Genomic DNA, 23,633 nt, shown 5'->3' on the forward strand with positions numbered 1-23,633 from the left:
CCATTAGCGTGGAGGCATGAGTTCCGATACCTCGTTGCCCGCGCCGCGCATCCAGCTGACGCCGCAGGAGTGGCGGGCCAAATTGAACCCCGAGGAATACGCCGTGCTTCGCGAGGCCGCCACCGAGCGACCTTTCGTCGGCGAATACACCGACACCAAGACCGAGGGCGTCTACGCCTGCCGTGCCTGCGGTGCCGAATTGTTCCGCAGCACAGAGAAATTCGACTCGCACTGCGGATGGCCGTCGTTCTTCGACCCCGCCGATTCCGACGCGGTGATCCTGCGCCCCGACGACTCGCTCGGCATGCGCCGGGTCGAGGTGCTGTGCGCGAACTGCCACAGCCACCTCGGCCACGTCTTCGAGGGCGAGGGCTATCCCACCCCCACCGACCAGCGCTACTGCATCAACTCGATCGCGCTGAAGCTCGAGCCGAAAGAGTAGGGCTTACGGCAGGGCGTTGACGAGCTGCTCGACCTCCACGCGGGGGCCGGTGAAGAACGGGGTCTCCTCGCGGACGTGCAAGCGGGCCTCGGTGGCGCGCAGGTCGCGCATGAGGTCGACGATGCGGTGCAGTTCGGGGGCCTCGAACGCGAGGATCCACTCGTAGTCACCGAGCGCCATCGAGCTCACCGTGTTGGCCCGCACGTCCGGGTAACCGCGTGCGGCCTTGCCGTGGTCGGCGAGCATCTTGCGGCGTTCCTCGTCGGGCAGCAGGTACCACTCGTAGGACCGCACGAACGGGTACACGCAGATGTAGTTGCCCGGGTCCTCACCGGCGAGGAACGCCGGGATATGGCTCTTGTTGAACTCCGCCGGGCGGTGCACGGCCACATTGCTCCACACCGGGGCGCTGGCCTTGCCCAGCTCGGTGGTGCGCCGGAAATCGGCGTAGGCGGCCTGCAGGTCCTCGACCCGTTCGGCGTGGGTCCACAGCATGAAATCGGCGTCGGCACGCAAACCGGCCACGTCGTAGATGCCGCGCAACACCACACCCTTGTCGGCTAGCCCGTCGAAGAAGGTCTGCGCCTCCTTGATCGCCGCCGCCCGGTCGTCGCCGAGCACGCCCGGCTGTACCTGGAACACCGAGAACATCAGGTACCGGATGGTGGAATTGAGGGCCTGGTAGTCGAGTCGCGCCATGAATCCATGGTGCCACTGCGCGGATTTCGCGCGGCGCCCGGGATCAGTCCAGGTGGTGCTCGGCCGCACGCCACGGCGAGGATTCGTCGGCGCGGAAGACGGCGGTCACGGTGGTCGCCTCCCCCGCGTGTAGTTCGACGGGACCGAGATCGGGGTCGAGGATGAGGGTCGGTCGCTCAGCGGGACTGGTCACAGCGGGCGATCATGCACGAGCGCTATCGCCGACGGCGCAAGACACGCCGCGTTCGGTGTGCACTCCCACGCTGTTCGCGTCGACCGCAGCCTTCGGACGGCGTAGCGTCGCGCTGTCACCGACAACCCCGCAGGAGGAACTCATGCGCGTGATCAGTGTGGTCGCCGATCTTGCCGTCGCCGATATCGACGCCGCCCGAAGCTTCTACGCGGACTATCTCGGCCTCGGCGACGAGGAGTTCAACCTCGGGTGGGTCGCGCGGTTCACCTCACCCGAGACGGGCGCGCATCTGCAGGTCGTCACACGGGACGCGAGCGCACCGGAGAATCCGGTCGTGACGGTCAAAGTCGACGACGTCGAGGCCGCGCTGGCCGAGGCGCAGCGGCGAGGATTCGAGATCGTCCACCCACTGACCACCGAACCATGGGGAATCACCCGCTTCTTCGTCCGCGCACCCGACGGGAACGTCATCAATATCGCCCAGCACCACTAGCCGCAGACGTCGTGAACCGCACTGCCTTCCCGTGTCAGTGACCCACACTGTGCGCGACGCGTTCGGCGGCGGCAGTGCCCGTGGCAACGCAAGCCGGCACCCCCACTCCGTGCAGGTAGGCGCCCGCGAGGCCGAGACCTTCGAGCGGGGCGATCGCCGCTTCGAGGGCCTCGATCCGTTCGGAATGGCCGGGCGCGTACTGGGGTAGGCCGCCGGGCCAGCGTTGGACCATCGCGGCCAGCGGGGTGATCGTGGTGCCGGTGACGGTGCCCAGATCCTCGACGGCGGCGGCGAGGAGTTCATCGTCGGTCCAGGTGAGAGGTTTCTCGTCGCCGAAGCGGCCGAACGAGGCGCGGACCAGCGCGACATCGCGGGCAGCCAGGTGGGGCCACTTACGACTCGACAGAGTGAAAGCCTTGGCCCGCAAAGGTTCTCCGGTGGCGACCAGGATGCCCGAGTTATCCGGCAGCGCAGCATCTTTCGGCAGTGCCATCGCGACGAGCGCCGAGGACGACAGTTCGATCCCGTCCGCGAGGGCAGCCGCGTCGGGGGCGACGTAGTGCAACAGCCGGGCGGTGACCGGCGCGGGCGTCGCGAGGACGACCGCGTCGACAGCGCCCAGCGGGTCGACCACCCAACCCCGGGGTGAGCGAGCCAGCCGTGTCGCGGGGAGATCGGTCACCAAGCGGGCACGCGACGCCTCGGTCAGTGCGGTGAGCAGGGCGCCGTATCCGTCGCGGAGTCCACCGAAGACCGGCGCGGAGCTGGGTGCGGGCATCGCTTTCCGAACCGCGTCGGTGAGACTCGATGCGCCTTGATCGAGGGCAGCTGCCAGCGTCGGCAGGGCCGCACGGATGCCGATCGATGCGCTGACCCCCGCGTACACCCCGCCGAGCAGCGGATCGACACTGCGTTCGACGACCTGTCGACCGAACCGTTCGGCGACCAGCGACTGCACGTCCACGTCCGAGCCGGGTTCCCAGCGCAGCGGCCGCTCCGGCTCGCTCGCCACCCGGTGCAGGGTTTCGTCGTCGACGAGCCCGCGCAGCGATTCGGCATCGGACGGAATACCCATCAAGGTCCGCCCCGGCAGCGGGTGCGCACTCCCCCCTGCCCACACCAGTGGACGTTTCCCGGCGGGTCGCACCAGCTGATCGTCGAGGCCGAGTTCACCCATCAACTCGATCACCTCGGGCCTGCGCCCGACGAACGCCTCAGCACCGAGATCCAGTGGCTCCCCGGCCAATTGACCGGTGTGCAGCACCCCACCGACCCGCCCACGCTGCTCGAGCACGACGATATCGGCGCTCTCACCGAGGCGCTGCCGCAACCGGTACGCCGCGACGAGCCCGCTGATTCCGCCCCCGACAACCGCGATCCGCATCCTCCGACCGTAGCCGTGAGCGCGATGCGCCGACGAGACGCACCCGCGCTGTGTCAGCAGCGTCACGTCGAGCGCCGGAAGCAAATTTTATGCGCGACCGCAATCGCGGCTCTGAGCGGCGCCCGTCGAGTCGACGGTCGCGAGAGACGAGCTCGTCAGGCAGGGGCCTCGGCCGGATATCTCAGAGCGAATGCACGAGTTCGACCAGCGCCGTGAGCACACCGGGATCGGTATCCGGCAGCACCCCGTGACCGAGGTTGAAGATATGACCGGTCGCGCCGAGCGTGATCGCCTCGTCCGCCTCCGCCACGATGCGCCGCGCTTCCGCCTCGACCGCGTCGAATCCGGCGAACAGGATGGCCGGGTCGAGGTTGCCCTGCAGACCCTTTCCGGCACCGACCCGACGCACGGCGTCGGTGAGCGGCACCCGCCAGTCCACACCGACCACATCGGCACCGGCCTCACCCATCGCGCCGAGCAGCTCACCGGTGCCCACCCCGAAGTGGATGCGCGGCACGCCCGCGTCGGCGATCTCGGCGAACACGCGTTCCGAGTGCGGCAGCACGAACTCGCGGTAGTCGGCCAGCGACAGCGCCCCTGCCCACGAATCGAACAGTTGCACCGCGTCGACACCCGCGGCGAGCTGGGCCTGCAAGAAGGCGATGGTGATGTCGGTGAGGGCGCCGAGCAGGGCGTGCCAGGTCTGCGGGTCGGCGTGCATCATCGCCTTGGTGCGCTCGTGCTGCTTGCTCGGGCCGCCCTCCACCAGGTAGGAGGCCAGCGTGAACGGGGCACCGGCGAAACCGATGAGCGGGGTGTCACCGAGTGCGTCGGTGAGCAGCCGCACGCCCGCGGTGACCGCGCCCACCTCTTCCGGACGCAACCTCGGCAATGCGCGCACATCGGCCTCGGTGCGCACCGGCGAGGCGATCACCGGGCCGACCCCGGGCACGATGTCGAGGTCGATGCCCGCCGCCTTGAGCGGAACGACGATGTCGGAGAACAGGATCGCCGCGTCAACCCCGTGACGACGGATCGGCTGCATGGTGATCTCACACACCAGTTCCGGGTCGAAGCACGACTCGAGCATGCCGATGCCCTTGCGCAGCTCACGGTACTCGGGCAGCGAACGGCCTGCCTGACGCATGAACCAGACCGGTCGCCTGCTCGGCGTCGCGCCGGTGGCGGCGGCCAGGAAAGGGGCATCGGTCAACCGGCGGCGGGTGTAGGTGCTCACCACGATGATCCTAGGCGGGCGACCCTCCCCCCAGCAGCGGGGTGAGGTCGCATCGCACATCGCGCATCGCGAAGCGCCCCGGAATGCACCCTCCGCAACGCACCCCCGACCGGCCCGCCGTAGGCGGCGCGCCTCCGCACGCCCCGCACACCCACCGTCTACGGTTGCCCTCGTGACACCGCTCGACATCCGCGACGGCGCCGCACCGACCGGGGGAACGCCCCGCGAGCCTGCTTCTTTCCGGGCGGCGGTCGATGCGATGGGCACCGCAACCGTGCACCCTCGAATCGAGCTGGCGCCTATCCGCCCCCCACAGCGGTTGGCGCCGTTCTCCTATGCGCTCGGGGCGGAGGTCGTGCACCCCGACAGCCCGGTCGTGCCGACCGACTCCGAGGGCGACGCCTTCGGCAGGCTGATCCTGCTCCACGACCCCGACGGGGACGAGGCCTGGCACGGCGTGTTCCGGCTGGTCGCCTACATCCAGGCCGACATCGACGCCGCCCTCGCCGCCGACCCGTTGCTCCCGGAGGTCGCGTGGAGCTGGCTGGTCGACTCCCTCGAGTCGCGCGGCGAACCGTTCACCGCCCTCGGTGGCACCGTCACCGCCACCAGTTCGGTGCGGTACGGCGACATCGCCGGCCCACCCCGAGCCCACCAGCTGGAGCTACGCGCGTCGTGGACGGCGATGAACACCGAGATGCGCCGTCACGTGGAGGCGTTCTGCGAAGTGCTCGCCTTCGCCGCCGGATTACCCCCCGCCGGAATCACGCATTTACGGCCGGACTCCTATACCCACACCGACAGACCGTGATCGCCACGTAGAGTTCACGTTTATGTCGGTCGCCGAGGAACCAACCGCAGCAGAGCCCCTGCTCGCCCCCGCCGAGGGGGTTCCACCCGTGCTGGCCTCCCCCGACGAGGTCGCCGCGGCCGCCAAATCCATCGCCGCGGGCACCGGCCCGCTCGCCGTCGACGCCGAACGCGCGTCCGGTTTCCGCTACTCCGCGCGCGCCTACCTGATCCAGCTCCGCCGCGAAGGCGCGGGCACCTTCCTGATCGACCCGATCCCCGTCACCGACGCGCTCACCCCGCTGGCCGAGGCGATCAACGACCTCGAATGGGTACTGCACTCCGCCGACCAGGACCTCCCCGGCCTCGCCGAACTCGGCCTGCGCCCCGCCCGCCTCTTCGACACCGAGCTCGGCGGCCGCTTGGCCGGCTACGAGCGCGTCGGCCTGGCCGCCATGGTGGAGAACCTGCTCGGCCGCTCCCTGCGCAAAGGCCACGGCGCCGCCGACTGGTCCACCCGACCGCTGCCCGACGAGTGGCTCAATTACGCCGCCCTCGACGTCGAGCTCCTCCTGGAACTACGCGACACCGTCGCCGGAGACCTCGCCGCCCAGGGCAAAATGGACTGGGCCGCAGAGGAATTCGAACACGTCCGCACCATGGACCCGCCCGCCCCCAAGGCCGACCGTTGGCGGCGCACCTCCGGCATCCACACCCTGCGCCGCCCCCGCCAGCTCGCCGTCGTCCGCGAACTGTGGACCACCCGAGACGAACTGGCCCGCGCCCGCGACGTCGCCCCCTCCCGCATCCTCCCCGACTCCGCCATCGTCGCCGCCGCGACCAACGACCCACGCACCATCGCCCAACTGCGCACCCTCCCCGTCTTCGGCGGCCCCCGCCAACGCCGCTACTCCCGCGACTGGCTCGCCGCCGTAGACCGCGCCCGCGCCCTGCCCGACAAACAACTCCCACCCCTCACCCTCCCCTTCGACGGCCCACCCCCCGTCAACCGCTGGGAACGCCGCGACCCCATCGCCGCCGCCCGCCTGACCACCGCCCGCAACGCCATGGGCGAACTCTCCACCGAACACTCCATCCCGGTAGAGAACCTGCTCTCCCCCGATCTGGTGCGTCGCCTGTGCTGGGACGGGCTGCCCGACTACAAGAACGTCGGCACCCCCGAAGAGCTCTCCGCCGCGATCGAGGAGTTCCTGCGTGCGGGTGGGGCACGACCATGGCAACGAACCCTCGCCGTCCCGGCGCTGACCAAAGCGCTGACGCCCGAGGTCGACTAGCTCAGTTCGCCAGACGCAGCCGTGAAGCGCCGCGAGCCGCGGGTGACGGGGTAGTCCACCAAGCTGCGCTCGCGTCCGATCCACCGAATCTCGCCTTTCGACCGCGATTCACTCGAAGTTCAGTCCGGCATACAAGAGTAGCGCGAGGAAGTTCCAATCGATTCCGACAGGAATACTTTGACGATCTTCCACGAACGCCGCGAGAGCTTCCAGAAATCGCGGCATCGTTACATTCTCGAAAGCATCGGGGTCGCCGATAACCTGCGTACGCAAATTCCACAAACCGTTCCCGATTCTCGACTCCGGGAAATTCCAATTCTTCCACGTCCCTCGTCCCCTAGGTTCTCACTGCTCATGACGCATCCTCGTCGGACATCCGACATGGTGAACGAAGTTGAGTCGAATATTCAATAGGCGTTCTCTGTTCTTTTCTCGATAAGACGTAAAGCACTGTGCGAAAAATGGATCGACGGGGCGCTTGTTCGTGGCTAGTGTCGGGTGTCGACTGTCGAGAGGAATCGTTGTGTACGAAGAGGCGATCGCCAACAATCGGGCGAATTGGGATGAGCGGGCCGAGGTGCATGTTCGGTCGCGGATGTATGACGTGGATGCTTATCTGGCGGATTCGGGGCGGATCTCGTCGGTGGTGCGCAACGACCTGGGGGTGCTGGCGCCGCACTTGCCGAAGTCCGGGATCGTGGGGCGGTCGTTGTTGCATCTGCAGTGTCATATCGGGATCGATACCTTGTCGTGGGTGCGGCTCGGTGCGGTGGATGTGCACGGGCTGGATCTGTCGCCGAATTCGTTGCGGCACGCGGAGCGGATCGCGCGGGACGCGGGGTGTGGCATCACCTGGGTCGAAGGGGATGCGCGGCGGGCTTCGGAGCTGGTCGGGCGGCGGTTCGACACCGTGGTGACGAGTGCGGGAACCATTGTGTGGTTGCCGGAGCTCTCGGCTTGGGCTCGGTCGATCCACGATCTGCTGGAGCCGGGTGGAGTGTTCTTGATCCGGGACGATCATCCGATTCTCGGCGCGATGGGGTTCGAGCCGTGGGAAATCTCCGACGACTACCTCGGTGGGGGCGGGACGAGGACGTACACGGATTCGGGCACTTACACCGAGGATTCCGCCGGGCAGATCACCCACACCACCAATCACGAATGGCGACACGATCTCGGTGAGGTCGTGGGAGCACTGCTCGACGCGGGACTGGCGATCGAGGCGGTGCGGGAGCTGCCCTATATGGACTGGCCCGCCTTCCCGGAACTCGTTGCCTGCGAACAGGGTTGGACATTGCCACCCGGACGACCGCGAATCGCGTTGAACTTCGCGGTCGTCACCAGGCGAAGGAATTAGTGGGCGCCGAGCCAGGCGGTGATGCGCTGGGTGATGGCTTCGGGGGTGAGGCCCAGGTCCTCGAGGATTTCGGGGCGCGAGGCGTGGTCGAGGAACTGCTGGGGGACGCCGAGGTCGCGGGTGGGGACGTCGAGGCCTGCGGCGCGCAGGCGGGCGGAGAGGGTGGAGCCGATGCCGCCGTGCAGGCCACCGTCTTCGAGGGTGACGACCAGGCGGTAGTTCTCGGCGAGTTTGACCAGGGTGTCGGAGATCGGGAGGACCCAGCGGGGGTCGACCACGGTCACCGAGATGCCTTGGGGGGCAAGGTGTTCGGCGACGCGCATGGCGGTGTCGGCGAAGGGGCCGACAGCGACGAGCAGGACGTCACCGTGCTGGGACTGCACCGTGCCCGCGCCGGGCACGGCCAGACGGAGGATGTCGAGGCCGTCGAGGCGTTCGACAGCGGTGATGTCTTCGGCGACAGTGCCTTTGGGGAAGCGCAGCACGGTGGGGCCGTCGGTGACGGCGAGCGCCTCGGCCAGTTCCTCGCGCAGGGTGGCGCCGTCGCGGGGGGCGGCCACGCGGATGCCGGGGATGATACCGAGCAGCGAGAAGTCCCACATGCCGTTGTGGCTGGCACCATCGGGACCGGTGATGCCCGCGCGGTCCAGAACGACGGTGACGGGCTGTTTCAGCAGCGCCACATCCATCAGCAACTGGTCGAAGGCGCGGTTGAGGAAGGTGGCGTAGATGGCGACCACCGGGTGCATGCCGCCGAGCGCGAGGCCGGCGGCGGAGGTCATCGCGTGCTGTTCGGCGATGCCGACGTCGAACATGCGCTCGGGGAAGCGTTCACCGAACGCGGCGAGACCCGTGGGGCCGGGCATGGCGGCGGTGATCGCGACGATGTCGTCGCGGCGCGCGGCGTGCTCGATGAGCTCCTCGGAGAACACCGCCGTCCAGCCCTTGGCCTTCTTGCCCGCCAAAGGGCGACCGGTGAGCGGGTCGATGGGGTCGCAGGCGTGCATCTGGTCGGCGACATGGTTTTCGGCGTGCTCGTAGCCGTTGCCCTTGCGGGTGACCACGTGCACCACGACGGGGCCGCCGAAATCCTTGGCGCGGCGCATGGCCGCCTCGAGCGCGACCAGGTCGTGGCCGTCGACGGGGCCGACGTACTTCATGCCCAGATCGCCGAACAGTTCCTGCGGGCTCACGGCGTCTTTGATCCCGGCCTTGAGCGCGTGCACCATCGAGTAGGCCGAATCCCCCACGGCCGGAATGCTTTTCAGCAGACGTTTCCCGGTGTCGAGGGCATGCTCATAGGCCGGCTGGGTGCGCAGGGCGGTGAGCCGGTCGGCGAGGCCACCGATGGTCGGGGCGTAGGAGCGGCCGTTGTCGTTGACGACGACCACCACCGGGCGGTCGGCACCGGCGATGTTGTTGAGCGCCTCCCAGCACATGCCGCCGGTGAGCGCGCCGTCACCGACGACGGCGACCACGGTGCGGTTCTGGTCGGTGAGCGAGAACGCCTTGGCCAGGCCGTCGGCGTAGGACAGGGCGGCCGAGGCGTGCGAGGACTCCACCCAGTCGTGTTCGCTCTCGGCGCGGCTCGGGTAGCCGGACAGGCCGTCGCGCATGCGCAGCGTGTCGAAGCGGTCCTTGCGGCCGGTGAGGATCTTGTGCACATAGGCCTGGTGGCCGGTGTCGAAGATCAACGGGTCGGCCGGGGAATCGAAGATCCGGTGCAGGGCGATGGTCAGCTCGACCACACCCAGGTTGGGACCGAGATGACCACCGGTGGCGGCGACCTTCGCCACGAGGAACTCGCGGATCTCGTCCGCCAGTTCCCGCAGCTGCGGCACGCTCAGCCGGCGCAGATCTTCGGGTGATTCCACCCGCGACAGCACTCCCACCTGAACTCGCTCCCTCCGGACTTGGCGATTGATCCGCCCAGTGTATTTGGCCGGGCCGCGGGCGAAAGCCCCCGACCGGTGTCGGACACTGTCCGACGGTAGCCGGGACGACCTGCCGACCAGCGGGCACACCCCCGGCTGACGGGCACGATGTGTGAGCACGATCTCCCCGCGCGTCAGCCAGGGAACCGTTGTCAATGCCCCCTACAGTGACGCTGTGGCCGAACCGAACAGGATCGATCCCGGGGTGGTCGCGGGCATTCTCGACGAGGTGTACGCGGCCTGCCGAGACGACACCTCCGGCGCGCCCGCCGATTACATCCCCGAACTCGCCGCCGTCGCACCGGACTCCTTCGGGCTGCGCCTTGCCACCGCCGACGGGTTGGTCTACCGGGTCGGCGACACCGATGTCGGGTTCACCATCCAGTCGATCTCCAAGCCGTTCACCTACGCACTCGCCCTGGCCGACCGGGGGCTCGACGAAGTCGCCCGCCACATCGATGTGGAACCCTCGGGCGAACCGTTCAACGAGATCGCGCTCGAACCCGACACCCAGCGCCCGAGCAATCCGATGATCAACTCCGGGGCGATCACCGCCGCCTCGCTGATCAAGGGTCCCGACGAGTTCGAACGGGTGCGGGACTGCTACTCGCGCTTCGCCGGACGCGAGCTGCGCGTGAACGACGCTGTGTACCAGTCGGAATCGCGCACCGGATACCGCAACCGGGCGATCGGGTACATGCTGCGTTCGGTGGGGATCATCGACGTGGACCCCGACGCGGTCGTCGACCGCTACTTCCGCCAATGCTCGATCGAGGTGACGTGTGCCGACCTGGCGGTGATGGCGGCGACGCTGGCCGACAACGGCGTGAACCCGGCCACCCACGAGCGGGCGTTGTCGACAGCACTGACCGAACGGGTGCTGAGTGTGATGACCACCTGCGGCATGTACAACGCGGCGGGCGACTGGGTGACCACGGTGGGGCTGCCCGCCAAGAGCGGGGTGGGCGGCGGAATCATCGCGGTGCTGCCCGGGCAGCTCGGCATCTCGGTGTACTCGCCGCGCCTGGACGGTCATGGCAACAGTGTGCGTGGTGTGGCGGCATGCCGGGAACTGTCACGGCGGCTCGAACTGCACTTCTGTCACGTGACCCGGTCCGCGCGCACCGCCATCCGCGCCGAGCACTCGGTGTCGGAACTGCCCTCCCGCATGCGGCGCTCCCCCGGCGACGCCGCTGTGCTCGCCGCGCACGGTGACCGCGCCCGCGTCTACGAACTGCACGGCGACCTGCTGTTCTCCGGCGCCGAACGGGCGGTCCGGGCCATCGAGGCCGCCGCGGGCGAACTCGACGCGCTGGCGATCGACCTGCGCCGGGTAGGCGAGGTGAGTGTGGTGGCACGCGGGATGATCGACGCGTTGCAGGCCGAGCTCGTACCGGCCGGGGTGCGGGTGGCGCTGGTCGATCCCGAAGCCAAGCTGGGGCACGACGTGTCGAGCCTGCGGCCCGACGATCCACGCGGGCGGGTGTTCATCGATCGCGATACCGCCACCGAATGGTGCGAGAACATCGTGCTCGCCCGGCACCGTCCACCGGGCACACACTCGACCACCTCGATCGCCCTCGACGAGCACCCGCTGCTGGCCGAACTCGATCCCGACGAGCGCGCCCGGCTGGCCGCCGATTTCGGCGCGCGAACCTTCGCCAGAGGCGAGACGATCGCCGAACGCGGCGATCAGCGCTCGGGGCTGTACCTGATTCTCGACGGGCGGGTGCGGCTCACCTTCCCCGGCACCGACGGGCGGACGCACCGGCTGGTGACCTTGTCGGCGGGGATGTCGTTCGGCGAGATACCGATGCTGGTCGGCAAACCGTTCGTCAACGCGGTGATCGCCGAAACCCAGGTCCGGGTGGCGGTACTGAGCCCGGCGGTGTTCGACTCGCTCACCGAGGTGCGTCCGAAGCTCAAACTCGCCCTGCTGCAACGACTCGCGGCCGGCGCGTACGCCCAGATGGAAGCCACGGTCCGCACCATCTCCGGCAGTCACTGACCGGACCGGAACCCTCCGGCGATGCGAGACGTTGGGCTGCACAACAGCCCTCGACCGACAGGAGCAGCGGTGAGCGAACGATCCCCACAGCCGAGCACCACCACCTTCGGACGCGGCACGGTGCGCGCGGTCCCCGACCTCATCCGCGTCACCCTGACGGTGGAATCGCGCGCCGCCACGGTGGCGGGCGCCTACGACCGGGCTGGTCAACGGGTGAACGCGGTGGTCGCCGCGTTGCGCACGGCCGGGGTGCGCGACAGCGACATGGCGACCAGCGGTCTCAGTGTGCGCACCGAGACCGTCTACACCGACAACGGGCGCAACGAGATCGTCGGCTACCTCGCGTCCACGGGACTCAGCATCGCGCTGCGCGAGGGCAGCGGCACCGAACCCGCCGAGACCGTGGCCGCCGCGGTGAACGCGGGCGGCGACGACGTGCGCCTCGGCGGACTCACCCGCGGCATCGCCGATCCCGCGCCACTGCTGGTCCAGGCCCGCGACGCCGCCTACGACGACGCGCTCGCCAAGGCCGAGCAGTACGCGGCGCGCGCGGGTGTGCGCCTGGGTGCGGTGCTACAGATCACCGAGGACACCTCACCCACACCCCGCGCCTACGACGTGAGCGCCGAGATGGATTCACCGATCATGTTCGCGCGCAGCAGTTCTCCGGTGCCGGTCGTCCCCGGCGAGACCGAGGTCGGCGCGAATGTGCGGGTGACCTGGGCGCTGGAATAGCCGCGGTGGAACCGGGTCGGTGCGATCCTCGGGTTCTCAGCGGTCGAGCAGCGCGACGCATTCCACGTGGTGGGTGACCGGGAAGGCATCGAAGGCACGCAGCTCGGCCAGGTGGTAGCCCGCGTCGAGGTACAACCCGAGGTCGCGGGCGAAAGAGGCCGGGTCGCAACCGATGTGGATGATCCGGCGTGGGTCGGCGTCGGTGACGGCGGCCACGACCTCCTTGCCCGCGCCCGCGCGAGGCGGATCGAGGACGACCACGTCGGGGGTGGTCGTGGCCTCGCGAGCCCAGCGTTCGACCCGGCCCGCGTGCAACTGCACCCACGGCAGGTCGCGCAGTGCGGCCGTCCCGTCGGCGACGGCGGACCGAGCCGATTCCACGGCCGACACCGCACCGGTCTGCCCGGTCTGCTCCCCCAGCCGCGCGGCGAAGACACCGACACCGCTGTAGAGATCCCAGCCCGAACCGCCCGGTTCCAACCCCGACCATTCGGCAACCAGATCCGAATAACGTTGCGCCGCACCGTGATGCGCCTGCCAGAAACCTGTGGCCGACAATTCCCAGCGGCGGCCGGCGACATACTCGACGGCCCGGCCGCTGCCCGCCATCACCCACTCCTCGCGCGGCGCGTTGGTCGCCGACTTGCGGGCGGCGGCCCGGTCGCGCACCGCACCGCGTTCGTCGGCGGCGGGGCGACCCGATTCGCGGTGCCGCGCGGGTCGCTGCCCACGCCCCCGACTACCGCCACGCGGGGTGGCAGGCCTGGTGCCCGCACGGTCCGCCTCGGCGGCCGGAGCCAGTTCGACGATATGACGGACGCCGTCACCGTCCACGGCGACCACCAGATCGGCGCCCGGTGTCCAGGACCGCTCGGCCACGCCGTCGAGTGCGCCCGCCACCGGCTGTGGGCAGCGCAGATCCGGGATCACCTCGGTGCTGCGGTACCGGTGCACGCCCGCGCGACCGGCGGCGTCGACCACCAGGCGCACCCGGGTGCGCCAGCCACCGACGACCTCGTCACCGATCGGTTCGACCTCGACCTCACGCTCGACCCCGGCCAGCCTGCGCAACTGCTCGGCCACCACGGTCGCCTTGAGCGCGCGCTGCGCGGCCGGGGTGGCGAAGGAGAAATCGCAGCACCCGGCCCCACCCGGCCCCGACACCGGACAGGTCGCGGGCACCCGGTCCGCGGAGGCCTCGATGATCTCCACCGCGTCGGCGCGGCAGAACGAACCACCACGGTCCTCGGTGACCCGGGCGCGCACCAGCTCACCGGGCAGTCCGTGCCGCACGAAGACCACCCGGCCCTCGTGACGGCCCACGCAGAACCCGCCGTGTCCGGGCGCACCGAGGCGCACCTCGAATTCCTGTCCGTGCCAATCACTCACAGCCACACCCACTTCCGTTGTCGGCCGGGCACGCTCACTCGCGCCGCTCCGGCCGGTCGAACCCGCGACGCACCGAACCCGGTGCGTTCACCTCGGCCGCCTGTTTGGCCCGCGTCGAAGACGACAACTGCCACGGCACACTGGTCACCATCACACCCGGTTCGAACAACAACCGGCCCTTCAACCGCAACGCCGACTGGTTGTGCAGCACCTGCTCCCACCAGTGGCCGACCACGTACTCGGGGATGAAGACGGTGACCACGTCGCGCGGCGCGTCCTTGCGGACCCGCTTCACATACTCGAGCACCGGTTTGGTGACCTCACGATACGGCGACTCGACCACCTTGAGCGGCACGTTGATCTCGCTGTTCTCCCATTCGCGCACCAGCTTGCGGGTGTCGGCGTCGTCGACGTTCACCGTCACCGCCTCGAGCGTGTCGGGTCGCGTGGCCCGCGCGTAGGCCAGGGCCCGGCGAGTGGGCAGATGCAGCTTCGACACCAGCACGATGGAGTGGGTGCGGCTGGGCAGCACCCCGTCCCAATCGGATTCGTCGAGTTCGCGGGCCACCGAGTCGTAGTGCTTGTGGATCAGCTTCATCACGATGAAGATCGCGACCATTGTCATGATGGCGATGTAGGCGCCCGCGAAGAACTTGGTGATGAGCACGATCACCAGCACCGTCCCGGTGAGGGTGAGACCGATGGCGTTGATGACGCGCGAGCGCTTCATCCGCGACCGCTCCTGCGGGTCGGTCTCCTTGCGCAGCAGGCGGGTCCAGTGCCGCAGCATGCCGGTCTGGCTCAGCACGAAGGACACGAACACACCGACGATGTAGAGCTGGATCAGCTTGGTGACCTCGGCGTCGAACAGCACCACGAACGCGATGGCGGCACCGGAGAGGAACAGGATGCCGTTGGAGAACGCCAGTCGGTCGCCCCTGGTGTGCAGCTGACGCGGCAGGTAGCGGTCCTGGGCGAGGATCGAACCGAGTACGGGGAAACCGTTGAACGCGGTGTTGGCGGCCAGCACCAGGATCAGGGCGGTGACGATGGTGATGAAGAAGAAGCCGATGGGGAAGCCGTGGAAGACGGTTTCGGCGATCTGGGCGATCAGCGTCTTCTGGTGGTAATCGGCGGGCGCGCCGACCAGGTTCGAGGTGTCGTGCGCGTAGACGACCCCGATCTTCTGCGCCAGGATGATGATGCCCATCAGCAGCACGACGGCGATGGTTCCCAGCATCAGCAGGGTCGTCGCGGCATTGCGCGACTTGGGTTTACGGAAGGCGGGCACGCCGTTGCTGATCGCCTCGACACCGGTCAGCGCCGCGCAGCCGGAGGAGAACGCGCGCGCGATCAGGAAGGCGAAGGCCAGGCCGTAGAGGTGTTCGTCCTCGGCCTGGAGCCCGAAACCGGCGGAGACGGCCTGGATGTCGTCACCGAGCACGTAGGTCCGGAACAGGCCCCAGCCGAGCATCACGAACATGCCGAAGATGAAGGCGTAGGTGGGAATCGCGAAGGCCGTGCCCGATTCGCGCACACCGCGCAGGTTGATGGCCGTGAGTACCGCGATCGCGACGACCGCGAACAGCACCTTGTGGGTGTTGACGAACGGTATGGCCGAGCCGATGTTCGAGGCGGCCGACGAGATCGACACCGCCACCGTGAGCACGTAGTCGACGAGCAGGGCGCTACCGACGGTGAGCCCGGCGGTGGGGCCGAGATTCACCGTGGCGACCTCGTAGTCGCCGCCGCCGGAAGGGTAGGCGCGCACGTTCTGCCGGTAGCTGGCGACGACCACCGCCATCACCACCGCGACGGCGAGACCGACCCACGGTGCGTACATGTACGCGGAGATGCCCGCCGCCGCCAGCACCAGGAAGATCTCCTCCGGCGCGTAGGCGACCGAGGACATCGCGTCGGAGGCGAACACCGGAAGCGCGATCCGTTTGGGCAACAAGGTATGGCCGAGCGAGTCACTGCGGAAGGGCCTGCCCAGCAGCACGCGTTTGGCCGCCGTCGTCAACTTGGACACCGGGCTGAGCATAGACGGGATCATCGATGTGTTCGCGCTCACGTGACCTGGGCGTGGACCGGGATGTCGAGGTTGTTTGCGCCGCCTCGCCAGGGGGAAACTGGGCGGGGGAAGCTCCGGCGGGTACGGTCCAAGCCGGACGCCACGGGTTCGGCAAGGAACGAGGGTGCACGGTGTACGTAGTGATCATGGGGTGTGGGCGCGTCGGGTCTTCGCTGGCCCGCGCCTTGACCCGGGTGGGTCACGAGGTCACGGTGATCGACCGTGATCCCAGCGCCTTCCGCAGGCTCGGTGAGGGCTTCACCGGGCAGGAAGTGATCGGCGTCGGCTTCGACCGCGATGTGCTGACCCGCGCGGGAATCGAGCGTGCCGACGCCTTCGCCGCCGTGTCCTCGGGCGACAACTCCAACATCATCTCCGCGCGGGTGGCCAGGGAGATGTTCGGCGTGGAGCGCGTGGTCGCCCGGATCTACGACGCCAAACGCGCCGAGGTCTACGAACGGCTCGGTATCCCGACCATCGCCACCGTGCCGTGGACGACCGACCGTTTCCTGCGCACGCTGATCGGTGACAACTCCACGACCACCTGGCGCGAACCCACCGGCGCGGTGGCCGTCACCCAGCTCACGCTGCACGAGGACTGGTTCGGTCGCACCGTGCGCGACCTCGAACGCGACCTCGGCGTGCGGGTGGCGTTCATCCTGCGCTTCGGCCGGGGGCTGCTGCCCGAATCCAAGACGGTGGTGCAGGCCGACGACGTGGTGTACGTCGCGGCGACCTCCGGCAGTGTCGGTGAGGTGGTCGCGCTGGCGGCCAAGGCCCCCGTGAGCGAGGACTGAACCATGAAGGTGGCCATTGCCGGGGCCGGCGCCGTCGGGCGCTCGATCGCCAGGGAACTGCTGCGTGGCGGGCATCGGGTGATGCTGCTGGAACGCCAGCTCGACCACATCGACCCACCCGCCATCCCCGACGCGGTCTGGGTGCACGCCGACGCCTGTGAGCTGTCGCTGCTCGAGAACGCCGGGCTGGAAACCTACGAGGTGGTGATCGCGGCCACCGGTGACGACAAGACCAACCTGGTGCACAGCCTGCTCGCCAAGACCGAGTTCGGGGTGCGCCGGGTGGTGGCGCGGGTGAACGATCCGCGCAACGAATGGCTCTTCGACGAGTCGTGGGGTGTGGACGTGGCGGTGTCGACACCGCGTCTGCTGGCCTCGCTCGTCGAGGAGGCGGTGTCGGTGGGTGATCTGGTTCGGCTCATGACATTGCGCCAGGGCCAGGCCAACCTGGTCGAGATCACCCTGCCCGCCGACACCCAGCTGGCCGGTAAACCGGTGCGCAGCCTGGTCCTGCCGCGCGACACCGCGCTGGTGACGATCCTGCGCGGCGGCCGGGTGATCGTGCCCCAGGCCGACGACCCCTTCGAAGGCGACGACGAGCTGCTGTTCGTCACCTCGGTGGAGGCCGAGGAGGACCTGCGGCTCACCCTGGCCGGGCACGGCATCCGGCCCTGAGCCGCCCTCAGGCGGCGGCGAGCTGGGCGCGCAGCTTGTTGAGCGCGCGGTGCTGCATCACCCGGACCACGCCGGGGCTGGTGCCGATGGCCTCGGCGGTCTGCGCTGCGCTCCAGCCGAGCACGATCCGCATCATCAGCACCTCACGGTGATTGGGGGCGAGCACCTGCATCAGTTCGCGGGTGGCGGCACGTCGTTCGAAGGCGAGCGCCCAGTCCTCCGGGCCCGCTTCGGTGCTGGCGGTGTCGGGCATCTCGGCCATCGGATACGCGGTGTGCTTGCCCCGGCGGAAGGCGTCGGACACCTTGTTGGCGGCGATCCCGTACACGAAGGCAAGGAAGGATTTGCCCTGGTCACGGTAGCGCGGGATGGCGGCGACGGTGGCGATCAGGACCTCCTGGGTGACATCGTCGGCGGTGACCGTGAGGTGACCGGTGGCACCCATCCGCGCCGAGCAGTAGCGGCGCACGAGGGGGTGGACCAGACGCAGGATCTCGGCGATCGCGTCGCGGTCGTCGCGGGCGGCGGGACCGATCAGGGCGTCGAGTTCGGCGCCGATGCGCCTGCTCTCCGACTGGGCTGAGCCGGGCTTGGAAGCTGCGCTTGCACGGTGCTCGGTTGCCATCATGGTCGCCGGTCCTCTCACGATCACTGCGTCATTCGGTATGCATTGATCGTGCGACGAACAGGCGGCGGCAACCAGGTACCCCAGGGTGGGTAGTTCCCCACCTCCGGCGGTACCCCTGCCCACCCTCAGACGGAAGCGGAATCCCTTCCGACAGCGGACTTGTCGGCGGGCAGGTGGCCCGCGCGACGTACCGCCCACACGGTGACCACCAGGGCGATCGCGGTCAGCGGCCAGCCCATCGCGATGCGGGCGACCGCGAGCCAGGTGGTGTGGTCGGTGTCGTAGAGCTGGGACTGCACCAGGTAGCGGGCGCCGAAGACGACGACCCACACGACGGTGGCCAGGTCGTAGAGCTTGCGCACCCGTGGATCGGCGCGCCATGCGGTGCCGTGGCCGTTGAGCGCGCCCCAGATCACCCCGACCAGCGGCCATCGGAACAGGATCGACAGCGCGAACACGCCCGCGTAGACGAGGCTGGTGTAGATGCCGAACAGGAAGAAGCCCTTGGCCTCTCCCACCCGGTGGGCGATGAACGCGCACAGTCCGACGCCGAGGAAACCGGAGATGGCCGGCTGGACGGGGCTGCGTTGCACGAGCCGCCAGATCAGCACGCCCGCCGCCACGCCGAGGGCGGCCCAGATGGCGGCGGTGAGCCCGGCGAAGGTGTTCACCGGAACGAACACGAGCACGGGCAGGGTGGAGTAGATCAGACCGCTGATGCCGCCGAGTTGCTCGAGCAGGGTCTGCTCGGCCACGGCCGTCTCCTTGTCGACGTCGGGGTCGACGGGGTGGTCGGTGACGACCGGCAGGGCAACGGTGGCTTCAGGGTCCGCGGTGTGGCGGTACTCGTCGCTGGAGGGCATACGTCAGCTGTTCCCGCGCAATTCGTAGTAGGGGTTGAAGATCACTTTACGGCCGTCGCGGTCGCCGACGCGGCCGCGCACCAGGATGCGCCTGCCCGGTTCGATGCCGGGAATGCGCCTGCGCCCGATCCACACCAGGGTGATGGCGTCGGTGCCGTCGAAGAACTCGGCCTGCACCGTGGCACCGGCCGCCTTCGGACACGCCTCTACGCTGCGCAGCCTGCCGACGATGGTGGCTTCCTCGCCGCGACAACAGTCCTTGGCTCGCCGGGCGCCCGAGGCGTCGGCGGTCTCGGCCAGTTCCTCGGCGTCGAGCTGATCGATATCGGCCGTCAGGCGGCGTCCGAGTCGACGAAAATATCCCGAGTCCGGGCCCGATCCCGACTTGTGTGAGCCCGTGGATGACGACATGGCACGCTTCTCCCGCTAGTTGGCCTTCAACGCCACTGTAGATGGGCAAACGCCGGGCCGCTACGCTCGGTCCGTGTTGCGCACCCCACCCCAGGTCACCGTGGTCGCCCTGCCCGGAACCGGCTCCGACGCCGATTTCGCAGCCCGTGCATTCGGACCGGCCGCGGCCGGTCACGGCCTGGAATTCCGTGCCGTCGAACCCGACCCGAAGGCCGTGATCGCGAGCTGTACCGCGGCTTTGCACACCGCCGCCGCGCGGGGACCGGTCCTGGCGGCCGGGATCTCGCTGGGTGCCGCGATCGCCTTACGGTGGGCCGCCGGACATCGCGACGCGGTTGTCGGTGTCATCACAGCATTACCCGCCTGGACGGGCCCGGAAACCACCTCGTGCCCCGCCGCGTCGAGCGCTTCGGCAACCGCCGGGCAACTTCGCGCCGACGGCCTGGACGCCGTGATCGCCCGCATGCGCGCCTCGAGCCCGGCCTGGCTGGCCGCGGCTCTCACCCAGTCCTGGCGCGGCCAATGGCCCGATCTGCCGCAGGCTTTGGACGAGGCGGCCGCCTACTCCTGGCCGACCGTCGAGGAACTGGCCGCCTGCCCCGTCCCGGTCGCGGTGATCGGCGCGGGCGACGACCCGGTGCATCCGATCGCCGTCGCCGAAGAATGGGCCGCGACGCTGCCGACCGCCGGGTTGTGCCGGATCACGCTGGACGAACTCGGCGCGAACCCGGCGGTCCTCGGACACACCGGGTTCACCGAACTCCACCGTCTCTCGACCGACGGGATCTCGGCGAGAACCTAATTCAGGCCGAGTTGCTGCATCGCCGAGCCGTCGGCGCCGCGCCGCGGTTCGTCGGGCAGCTTCGGGGGCACCGCCGAGGGCGGGGTCTGCGCGGCGGCCGCCTGCGCGGCCATAGCCTGCTGCTGGGCGAGCACCTGCTGCTGATGGGCGGCGGCGAGCTGTTCGGCCAGCTCCTGGGGCAGCACCACGGGCAGCGGGTCGCGCACCGGCAGCGGCTCGGAGCCGCGCCGCACCACCGCGTCGGCCAGGACCGCTCGCGCGGCGGTGATGAGCGGGCTGCGGTCGTCGACCGCGCCCGAGGGGCCCGCGGCGACCAGCCGGATCATCCAGCGGGGTCCGTCGACACCGATGAAGCGCAGATCGGCGCCCTCGGTGACCGCCTTCACCTCACGACCCCACGGGCCCTTCTCGATGGCGACGCTCGCACCGTCACCGCGCAGCGACTCGGCCAGGTCGGCCGCGACGAGCCGCCACTGCCCGGCCGACTTCGGTGCGGCGTACGCGGCCACGGTGAGCCTGCCGTGCTGGGTGGCCAGGTGCACCGCCTGCGGGGTGCCGTCGGGGCTCATCTCCACCTGCAGCTGCCCACCCTCGGGCACCGGGATGACCACCGAGCCCAGATCGAGCCTGCGCGCGATCATGTCGTCGGTCACTTCGGTGATGTCGTACGGGCCCGCGGCGGCGTCCGGGGCGTGGTCGAAGTTGCCGTAGATGCGCTCGTCGGTGGGAGCGTCGTCGAAATCGAGGTGGGCGAAGTCGGGGCGGCGGAACTCGTCGGTGTCGTAGTCGTCGGTGTCGGCGAAATCGTCGTAGTCGTCCGCGGCGTAGTCGTCCGCGGCGTAGTCGTCGCCGTAGTCGTCGTCGTAGACCGCGTCGTCCTCGCGCGGTGCGCGCTTCTTCTTGCCGAACAGACCCATTACGCCTCCTTGCCGGTCAGGCTCGCGTGCCCGCCGCTCGACCCGTAACCACCCGCGCCACGCACGGTTTCGTCCAGGTCGTCGACCTCGGCGAACTCGACCAGCTCCACCCGTTGCACGAGCAACTGGGCGATGCGGTCGCCGCGGCGCAGCTCGACGGCGGTGCGTGGGTCGTGATTGATCAGGCACACCTTGATCTCGCCCCGATAGCCCGCATCGATCGTGCCCGGTGTGTTCACCACCGACAGCCCAGCCTTCGCGGCCAGACCCGAGCGGGGGTGGATCAGGCCGACCGTGCCGACCGGCAGCGCGAGCGCGATCCCGGTGCCGACCAGCACCCGCTCACCCGGTTCGATGATCACGTCCTCGGTGGTACAGAGGTCGACGCCCGCGTCACCCGGATGGGCACGCTTCGGCACAGGGATGCCGGGATCGAGCCGCCGCAGCGGAATCGGTGCAAGTGCGTTCACATCGGTCGAGACTACGCGCTCGGAGCCGGACCAGCGCGTCACGACCCTGCCACGATCGCCTAGTCTTGAACCGTGCCCGACCAGTCCCATTCTCCGACCACCGACGCCGCAGACACCGACGCCCGCGCGGCCGCCGCGCCCACCGTGTCGCCCTACCGGGAGCGCCTGTGGGTGCCGCTGTGGTGGTGGCCGGTTGGCTTCGCGATCGCCGGGCTGATCGCCGCCGAGTTCCACATGGGCGCGCCCGGGCTGCGGGCCTGGTTGCCGTATGTGCTGCTGGCACCGGTGCCCGTGTGGATTCTGTTGTGGATGAGCCGCCACCGGCTGGAAGTGGCAGTCACCCCCGAGGGAACGGCGGAATTGCGCGTCGACCGCGCCCACCTGCCGGTGAGCTTCGTCGCGCGGGCCGCGGCCGTCGCACCGACGGCCAAGAGTGCGGCGCTGGGTCGTCAGCTCGACCCCGCCGCCTATGTCCAGCACCGGCCCTGGATCGGGCCGATGGCGTTGCTCGTCCTCGAGGACCCGGACGACCCGACGCCGTACTGGTTGATCAGCACGCGCAGGCCCGACCGGGTCTTGGCCGCGCTCGGACTCCCGAGCGCGGGCTGACCCGTCTACGCTGAGCCGTCCAACTGCGCGTGGAACGCGTCAGAGGGCGCAGTCCATGCAGATCATCTCGCCACCCTTCTCGCTGGCCAGCCTGCTTCGGTGGTGCACGAGGAAACAGCTCGAGCACGTGAACTCGTCTGCCTGCTTCGGGACCACCCGAACGCTGAGCACCTCGTCGGACAGGTCCGCGCCGGGAAGCTCGAACGATTCCGCTGTGTCGGTCTCGTCGATGTCCACGACGGCGGACTGCGCCTCGTTACGGCGGGCCTTCAGCTCCTCGAGCGAATCCTCCGACACTTCGTCGGATTCGGTGCGCCGCGGTGCGTCATAGTCGGTTGCCATGTCGTCTTCCCCTCAGTCCTTACTCCGTAAATACCGGATCAGTTCGATTGCCACGTCCCCGCAGGGAGACGGCGCTCGACCGCCCCGCCGGTGGTGCACCTCACACGTACACCGCTCGACTATCAGGTGGACCGTTGCTCGATCTACTCCGACAGCGTTCGGTTAACGCAGGACATGCCCTTGTTGTTCCCGCGACCGACCACCGTTTCACGGGTGATTATTCGATCTGGGCGGCCAGACAATAGCGGACCTATCGACAAATGTCGCAATCAAAACCCCGCCGCGACGAAACCGACGACGAATCTTCACCTGCCGGGAAACTCGCCGAGACCTCCCGCACTCGCGCATCGACGGCGGACTCGTAGAGTGAGCGCGTGGTTTCACTGATCACCGAAGGCAGCGCGACCGATCGCGACGGCAAACCCTTTCCGCGACGGCGCCCCGAGCTGTGGCTCGCGATGGTCCTCGTGCTGGCTCTTGTGGCCCTGTTCGTGTGGGTGGCGGCGTTCCGCACCCGCGAGGACGACAACGAGCCGATGGCGTGCAACGCGCCGAGCACCCCGACCGCGACCAACGCACCCAAGCCCGCACCGCTCGGCACCCGGGTCGGGCCCGCGCGCCTGGACGAGGTGGACCCGGCGGCGCTGTCGGAGTCCAAGGTGCGGGTGTTCAACGCCAACGGCAAGAGCGGACAGGCGGGCAACATCGCCTCCGCGCTCGGTGACCTCGGCTTCGCGAGCGCACCGGGGACACAGGTCGGTAACGATCCGGTCTATGTCAGCGGTGACCTCAACTGCACCGGCCAGATCCGCTACGGCGTGAACGGCAGGCCCGCCGCCGCCTCGGTGCAGCTGGTCGCGCCCTGTGCCGAACTGATCGAGGACCCGCGCACCGACGACTCGGTCGACCTGGTGCTCGGCCTGGCCTTCGGCGAGTCGCTCCGCCCGAGCGCCGACGCCGAAGCGGTCCTGCGCGCGCTGAAGAACCTGGCCCCCGGCGCCAGCTCGTCCTCCATCGACCCCGATCTCCTCGACGCCGCCCGCACCGTCAAGTGCTGAGACATCGGCGGCTGGCGCCGCGGGTTTCTCGG

Annotated in this window: 25 protein-coding genes; 12 read left to right on the forward strand and 13 right to left on the reverse strand. The window is 69.1% G+C overall.

From position 1 onward, the window contains the following. Positions 1-16: 16 nt before the first annotated feature. Positions 17-442 carry a peptide-methionine (R)-S-oxide reductase MsrB gene (gene msrB / locus AB0I35_RS06070; RefSeq protein ID WP_067980946.1) on the forward strand — a complete coding sequence of 142 codons (426 nt, stop codon included), beginning with the start codon at positions 17-19 and terminating at the stop codon, positions 440-442. Between the two features lie 3 nt (positions 443-445). On the opposite strand, the gene hemQ is transcribed toward msrB, so the two are convergent. Beyond that, entirely contained in the window at positions 446-1,141 is a 696-nt protein-coding gene (gene hemQ / locus AB0I35_RS06075) for a hydrogen peroxide-dependent heme synthase (RefSeq protein ID WP_357394659.1), read from the reverse strand. 43 nt (positions 1,142-1,184) lie between these two features. Beyond that, positions 1,185-1,334 (reverse strand): hypothetical protein, encoded by a 150-nt coding sequence (locus AB0I35_RS06080; RefSeq protein WP_357394660.1) that lies wholly within the window; start codon positions 1,332-1,334, stop codon positions 1,185-1,187. Between the two features lie 142 nt (positions 1,335-1,476). On the opposite strand from AB0I35_RS06080, the gene AB0I35_RS06085 reads away from it, so the two are divergent. Further along, positions 1,477-1,827: a VOC family protein gene (locus tag AB0I35_RS06085; protein ID WP_357394661.1), complete on the forward strand. Its 351-nt coding sequence runs from the start codon at positions 1,477-1,479 to the stop codon at positions 1,825-1,827. A 34-nt stretch (positions 1,828-1,861) separates the two neighbouring features. Here AB0I35_RS06085 and AB0I35_RS06090 read toward each other — a convergent pair whose 3' ends face one another. Beyond that, entirely contained in the window at positions 1,862-3,211 is a 1,350-nt protein-coding gene (locus AB0I35_RS06090) for a protoporphyrinogen oxidase (RefSeq protein WP_357394662.1), read from the reverse strand. A 181-nt stretch (positions 3,212-3,392) separates the two neighbouring features. Beyond that, complete coding sequence (hemE, locus tag AB0I35_RS06095; protein WP_357395008.1) at positions 3,393-4,457, reverse strand: uroporphyrinogen decarboxylase; 1,065 nt, start codon at positions 4,455-4,457, stop codon at positions 3,393-3,395. 163 nt (positions 4,458-4,620) lie between these two features. Between hemE and AB0I35_RS06100 the strand changes: the two genes are divergently transcribed. The 3 genes from AB0I35_RS06100 to AB0I35_RS06110 all read left to right on the forward strand — a co-directional run bounded on the left by AB0I35_RS06100 (position 4,621) and on the right by AB0I35_RS06110 (position 7,889). Further along, on the forward strand, positions 4,621-5,259 hold the full coding sequence (locus AB0I35_RS06100; RefSeq protein WP_084456455.1) for a DUF3000 domain-containing protein: 639 nt from the start codon (positions 4,621-4,623) through the stop codon (positions 5,257-5,259). Between the two features lie 22 nt (positions 5,260-5,281). Next, positions 5,282-6,532 (forward strand): ribonuclease D, encoded by a 1,251-nt coding sequence (locus AB0I35_RS06105; protein WP_357394663.1) that lies wholly within the window; start codon positions 5,282-5,284, stop codon positions 6,530-6,532. 604 nt (positions 6,533-7,136) lie between these two features. After that, positions 7,137-7,889: a class I SAM-dependent methyltransferase gene (locus AB0I35_RS06110; RefSeq protein WP_357394664.1), complete on the forward strand. Its 753-nt coding sequence runs from the start codon at positions 7,137-7,139 to the stop codon at positions 7,887-7,889. Here the strand turns inward: AB0I35_RS06110 and dxs are convergent. Beyond that, the gene (gene dxs / locus AB0I35_RS06115; RefSeq protein WP_357394665.1) at positions 7,886-9,781 is read right to left on the reverse strand and encodes a 1-deoxy-D-xylulose-5-phosphate synthase; all 1,896 of its coding nucleotides are present in this window, start codon (positions 9,779-9,781) and stop codon (positions 7,886-7,888) included. The genes AB0I35_RS06110 and dxs overlap by 4 nt on opposite strands. Positions 9,782-9,998: 217 nt before the next feature. On the opposite strand from dxs, the gene glsA reads away from it, so the two are divergent. Together glsA and AB0I35_RS06125 are read left to right on the forward strand one after the other, a co-directional pair. Further along, positions 9,999-11,831, forward strand: coding sequence for a glutaminase A (gene glsA / locus AB0I35_RS06120; protein WP_357394666.1), 1,833 nt, complete (start codon positions 9,999-10,001; stop codon positions 11,829-11,831). Between the two features lie 69 nt (positions 11,832-11,900). Further along, positions 11,901-12,566 carry an SIMPL domain-containing protein gene (locus tag AB0I35_RS06125; protein WP_357394667.1) on the forward strand — a complete coding sequence of 222 codons (666 nt, stop codon included), beginning with the start codon at positions 11,901-11,903 and terminating at the stop codon, positions 12,564-12,566. 36 nt (positions 12,567-12,602) lie between these two features. Here AB0I35_RS06125 and AB0I35_RS06130 read toward each other — a convergent pair whose 3' ends face one another. Together AB0I35_RS06130 and AB0I35_RS06135 are read right to left on the reverse strand one after the other, a co-directional pair. Then, complete coding sequence (locus tag AB0I35_RS06130) at positions 12,603-13,955, reverse strand: TRAM domain-containing protein (RefSeq protein WP_357395010.1); 1,353 nt, start codon at positions 13,953-13,955, stop codon at positions 12,603-12,605. A 34-nt stretch (positions 13,956-13,989) separates the two neighbouring features. Further along, on the reverse strand, positions 13,990-15,987 hold the full coding sequence (locus AB0I35_RS06135) for an APC family permease (protein WP_357394668.1): 1,998 nt from the start codon (positions 15,985-15,987) through the stop codon (positions 13,990-13,992). 173 nt (positions 15,988-16,160) lie between these two features. Between AB0I35_RS06135 and AB0I35_RS06140 the strand changes: the two genes are divergently transcribed. Together AB0I35_RS06140 and AB0I35_RS06145 are read left to right on the forward strand one after the other, a co-directional pair. After that, complete coding sequence (locus AB0I35_RS06140; protein ID WP_067492859.1) at positions 16,161-16,826, forward strand: TrkA family potassium uptake protein; 666 nt, start codon at positions 16,161-16,163, stop codon at positions 16,824-16,826. 3 nt (positions 16,827-16,829) lie between these two features. Further along, positions 16,830-17,501, forward strand: a complete 672-nt coding sequence (locus AB0I35_RS06145; protein WP_067492857.1) for a TrkA family potassium uptake protein — start codon at positions 16,830-16,832, stop codon at positions 17,499-17,501. A gap of 7 nt (positions 17,502-17,508) precedes the next feature. On the opposite strand, the gene AB0I35_RS06150 is transcribed toward AB0I35_RS06145, so the two are convergent. The 3 genes from AB0I35_RS06150 to AB0I35_RS06160 form a co-directional block, all read right to left on the reverse strand. Further along, positions 17,509-18,126, reverse strand: coding sequence for a sigma-70 family RNA polymerase sigma factor (locus AB0I35_RS06150; RefSeq protein ID WP_357395011.1), 618 nt, complete (start codon positions 18,124-18,126; stop codon positions 17,509-17,511). Positions 18,127-18,254: 128 nt separating this feature from the next. Then, positions 18,255-18,992, reverse strand: coding sequence for a DUF3159 domain-containing protein (locus AB0I35_RS06155; protein ID WP_357394669.1), 738 nt, complete (start codon positions 18,990-18,992; stop codon positions 18,255-18,257). A gap of 3 nt (positions 18,993-18,995) precedes the next feature. Next, complete coding sequence (locus AB0I35_RS06160; protein WP_067492853.1) at positions 18,996-19,403, reverse strand: OB-fold nucleic acid binding domain-containing protein; 408 nt, start codon at positions 19,401-19,403, stop codon at positions 18,996-18,998. A gap of 73 nt (positions 19,404-19,476) precedes the next feature. On the opposite strand from AB0I35_RS06160, the gene AB0I35_RS06165 reads away from it, so the two are divergent. Then, the gene (locus tag AB0I35_RS06165; protein WP_357394670.1) at positions 19,477-20,205 is read left to right on the forward strand and encodes an alpha/beta hydrolase; all 729 of its coding nucleotides are present in this window, start codon (positions 19,477-19,479) and stop codon (positions 20,203-20,205) included. Here the strand turns inward: AB0I35_RS06165 and AB0I35_RS06170 are convergent. Next, positions 20,202-21,122, reverse strand: coding sequence for a DUF3710 domain-containing protein (locus AB0I35_RS06170; protein ID WP_357394671.1), 921 nt, complete (start codon positions 21,120-21,122; stop codon positions 20,202-20,204). The two genes, AB0I35_RS06165 and AB0I35_RS06170, sit on opposite strands and share 4 nt — an antisense overlap. Continuing rightward, positions 21,122-21,592: a dUTP diphosphatase gene (dut, locus tag AB0I35_RS06175; protein ID WP_357145677.1), complete on the reverse strand. Its 471-nt coding sequence runs from the start codon at positions 21,590-21,592 to the stop codon at positions 21,122-21,124. The genes AB0I35_RS06170 and dut overlap by 1 nt, the downstream gene beginning before the upstream one ends. A 144-nt stretch (positions 21,593-21,736) precedes the next feature. Here dut and AB0I35_RS06180 point away from each other — a divergent pair, with 144 nt between their 5' ends. Continuing rightward, positions 21,737-22,201 (forward strand): DUF3093 domain-containing protein, encoded by a 465-nt coding sequence (locus AB0I35_RS06180; RefSeq protein ID WP_357395012.1) that lies wholly within the window; start codon positions 21,737-21,739, stop codon positions 22,199-22,201. A 39-nt stretch (positions 22,202-22,240) separates the two neighbouring features. Here AB0I35_RS06180 and AB0I35_RS06185 read toward each other — a convergent pair whose 3' ends face one another. After that, a complete protein-coding gene (locus AB0I35_RS06185; RefSeq protein ID WP_067492847.1) occupies positions 22,241-22,543 on the reverse strand; it encodes a DUF4193 domain-containing protein in 303 nt (100 codons plus the stop codon). Positions 22,544-22,917: 374 nt separating this feature from the next. Here AB0I35_RS06185 and cei point away from each other — a divergent pair, with 374 nt between their 5' ends. Continuing rightward, on the forward strand, positions 22,918-23,601 hold the full coding sequence (gene cei, locus AB0I35_RS06190) for an envelope integrity protein Cei (protein ID WP_357394672.1): 684 nt from the start codon (positions 22,918-22,920) through the stop codon (positions 23,599-23,601). Positions 23,602-23,633 lie beyond the last annotated feature (32 nt).

Origin of the sequence: Nocardia sp. NPDC050378 (assembly GCF_040655675.1) — a bacterium.
In the GTDB taxonomy this organism is placed as follows: Bacteria; Actinomycetota; Actinomycetes; order Mycobacteriales; family Mycobacteriaceae; genus Nocardia; species Nocardia coubleae.